The sequence below is a fragment of the Snodgrassella gandavensis genome (assembly GCF_914768025.1).
Taxonomy (GTDB): Bacteria; Pseudomonadota; Gammaproteobacteria; order Burkholderiales; family Neisseriaceae; genus Snodgrassella; species Snodgrassella gandavensis.
In genome coordinates, this window is sequence record NZ_CAJZCE010000029.1 from 1 (window position 1) to 2,819 (window position 2,819).

The 2,819-nt window shown below is 36.5% G+C and carries 4 protein-coding genes; all 4 read left to right on the forward strand.

What is annotated here, in order from left to right:
- The first annotated feature begins 126 nt into the window (after nucleotides 1-126).
- The 4 genes from MJ764_RS11270 (at nucleotide 127) to MJ764_RS11285 (ending at nucleotide 2,681) form a co-directional block, all read left to right on the forward strand.
- Nucleotides 127-852: a hypothetical protein gene (locus MJ764_RS11270; RefSeq protein ID WP_239327105.1), complete on the forward strand. Its 726-nt coding sequence runs from the start codon at nucleotides 127-129 to the stop codon at nucleotides 850-852.
- Nucleotides 849-1,250, forward strand: a complete 402-nt coding sequence (locus MJ764_RS11275; protein ID WP_239327107.1) for a hypothetical protein — start codon at nucleotides 849-851, stop codon at nucleotides 1,248-1,250. The genes MJ764_RS11270 and MJ764_RS11275 overlap by 4 nt, the downstream gene beginning before the upstream one ends.
- Nucleotides 1,251-1,350: 100 nt before the next feature.
- Complete coding sequence (locus tag MJ764_RS11280; protein WP_239327109.1) at nucleotides 1,351-2,349, forward strand: DNA/RNA non-specific endonuclease; 999 nt, start codon at nucleotides 1,351-1,353, stop codon at nucleotides 2,347-2,349.
- 2 nt (nucleotides 2,350-2,351) lie between these two features.
- Nucleotides 2,352-2,681, forward strand: coding sequence for a hypothetical protein (locus MJ764_RS11285; RefSeq protein ID WP_239327111.1), 330 nt, complete (start codon nucleotides 2,352-2,354; stop codon nucleotides 2,679-2,681).
- Nucleotides 2,682-2,819: the final 138 nt, after the last annotated feature.

The following is a 2,819-nucleotide window of genomic DNA, read 5'->3' on the forward strand; positions in this document are numbered from 1 at the left end:
AAAATAGATACGATCTGATGTTCAGTCATCTTTTTCATGTTTAAATCCTCTGTGGGTTAATGAAGAGAATTTTCTACTTCGAGGCTGTTCTATTTTAGGGGGTAGTTACACCGCGAAGCCATGAAAATGGCTCATCAAATCAGGATGATGAACTCAGCAATAACAATAGCTACAGTAGGAGGAGGTTATGCAGTAGTAGGAGCCGGATACGTAGCTCCAGAAGCGATAGCAGCAATATATTCAGCATGTAGGGTAAATCCGGCAGAATGTACAGTGGTAGCAGTAGAATCCACGGATGTACTTGCCGGACTGGCAACAGGTGCAGTCACAGTAAGTAATTTACCAGCCTCTGCGATAAAGTCTACAAGTAAGATTGGCGGGAAGTATGCGGAAGAGATTGAGCAAATAGGTAAAGAGGTAGGTAAAGGTTCTGCTAAGGCTGGGAAAGGGGCAACGGGTAAGTTCGAACATCTTGAGCTTTCAGAACGACATTTATTAGATAAAGTAACCATACCGAAAAAAACAGGTAATTCTATTTTCACAGGGACAAGAGCTGAAGCATTAGCTGACCTAGCTGAAATTAAATCAGGAAAAGCTGTTCGAAATGGTGAATTATTTACAACATCATCAGGTAGAGTATGGGGTATGCATAATAATTCTGTTCACCCAGTTTCTGGGCCAGGGGTGGTAAATATTTCATCTCTAGAATATAACGTTTTAGCCCAAGCAAAGAAACGAGGAAAAGATAATGCATTAAATACATTAAATCATTTAGAAAAAAATAACCAACTTACTTCCGAACAAGTAGGAAGAACTAAAAAACTTTTAAACTTAATGAAAGATAAAAAATGAATGATTCTCCTTTTATTAATCTTTATTTACGTGATAAAAAATCAGAACAAGAAGTTCTTTCTAAGCTAGAGCACATAACGGGATTAAAAGCTGATTCAATTAACTTTCCAAACAAAGATGGTATTTTACATGTGTCACATATGGATTTTTCCCAAGGTTTTAAGACAGAAATATCTATTTATTGGCCTATTAATTTAAATAATATTGTTAATGGTTACCATATTGCAAAAGAATTATCTTGTGCATTGAATGTGCCTATTTTATTTGATGCAAGCCTTTTTGATTCTAACGCTGCAACTATTGATGGCGATGATATTTGGTTTTTAACTATGAGTAATAGGCAATTAGAACAAGTTAACATTGAGATATTGGAAGATGGAATAGATGTTTTGCCATAAAAATATTTAGATTTACCTAAAGCAGGCAGCACCAGAGACCTATCGTCAGCAGTGGCCACGGTATCAGGCGTGCTAACGGGCTACTCAGGAACAGAAAGAGTTGAAGCAGTGCACAAATATAGGGTGCACTGCCAAAGTCAAGACTCAATGGGCTGCTATTAGTGCAGCACAGCAAGCCAGCTTTACCGCAGGTATCGTCATCGGCCTGCCAGCAGGTGCAATTGAACCTATCCAAGAACTGCTTCACATGGCAACAAACCCAGGAGAAACCTATCAGGCTTTGAAAGGACTGTTCACCAGCGGCAACATTCTAGGAAATGTAAGTGATGCAGTAAAAGAATCGTACATAAACAGATTAAATAAGCTGGAAGAAGAATACCAAAGAGCTGGTGCTGGTGGTTCATATAACGCGGGTATAGAGACTGGCAAATTACTACTGGATATGGCTGCTCTGGCAACGGGAGCTGGAGGTGCGGCGAAAGCAGGAATAAAGGTAACCGAAAAAGCGATAACCAAGGTTGCCAATGCGGCTAAGAAGGAGGTAATAGAGGCTGGTAAGGCTGCTGAAAAAGGTGCTAGTATTGCTGGAAAGGGAACTAGTGTTGACTCTAAAAAAATTGTAGACATAAATGCGGGAAGTAAAGGTGAGTGGAATAAATTGCTAAACAAACCCGAACCAAATACTATTTATAAAGTGGATGGAAATAAAGTTTATCACACAGATGAATTAGGTAGAGTTAGCTCAGTAGAATCAGATCTAAATCTTTTAACTAAAGATAGAAACATTTATCAACAATGTAAAGCAGGACGTTGTGGAATTGAAGGAGATGAAGGGGGACACTTATTAGCTAGTATATTTAATGGTCCAGGAGAAAAATTGAATTTAGTGCCAATGAATAGTAATTTAAATAGGGGCGCTTGGAAACAAATGGAAAATACTTGGGCTAAAGCGTTAAAAGATGGTAAGAATGTTAAAGTGAAAATTGAACCTGTATATAATAGCAATAGTGTAAGGCCTGAACGTTTTAAAGTTAGCTACTCTATAGATGGAAGCCGACCGATAATTCAAGATTTCAAAAATGCTCCTGGGGGAATATGATAATGGAAATTAAAAACGATATTTATAACAATATTGGTCTTATTTTAGTAAATGCTAGTCCTAAAAATACAACAAAAGTTATTGTTAGAGCTGAGCTACATGCAGATGAAGACTCCTGCAAATATGAATTTGATTATATTGATAATAATGGACAAATGGATTGGTTTGATCCTGATGGTAGAGCTGTTGGAAATTTAACCGATGAATTAATTAAATTAAAGCATTATTTTATAGACAATAATTTAACAAACGGTCAGCAAATATGGCATGGTTGTGAAGTTATTGTGGATTTAGAAAAAAATAAAATTCATGTTGATTTTAAATATGATTAATTTTGATTACCCCATACAGAGAATGGTTCAGCTTGTATGGAATGAAATAGCAGAACCGTATATTATTCAAGACGAACGCTATCAGCCAAATTGATATTTATATAAATATATATATCTATTATCATGTAACAGGTAAGA

Excerpts from the sequence above, each read along its gene's own strand:
- MJ764_RS11270 (WP_239327105.1), top strand. The coding sequence starts at position 127 with ATGGCTCATCAAATCAGGATGATGAACTCAGCAATAACAATAGCTACA.
- MJ764_RS11285 (WP_239327111.1), top strand. The coding sequence starts at position 2,352 with ATGGAAATTAAAAACGATATTTATAACAATATTGGTCTTATTTTAGTA.
- MJ764_RS11275 (WP_239327107.1), top strand. The coding sequence starts at position 849 with ATGAATGATTCTCCTTTTATTAATCTTTATTTACGTGATAAAAAATCA.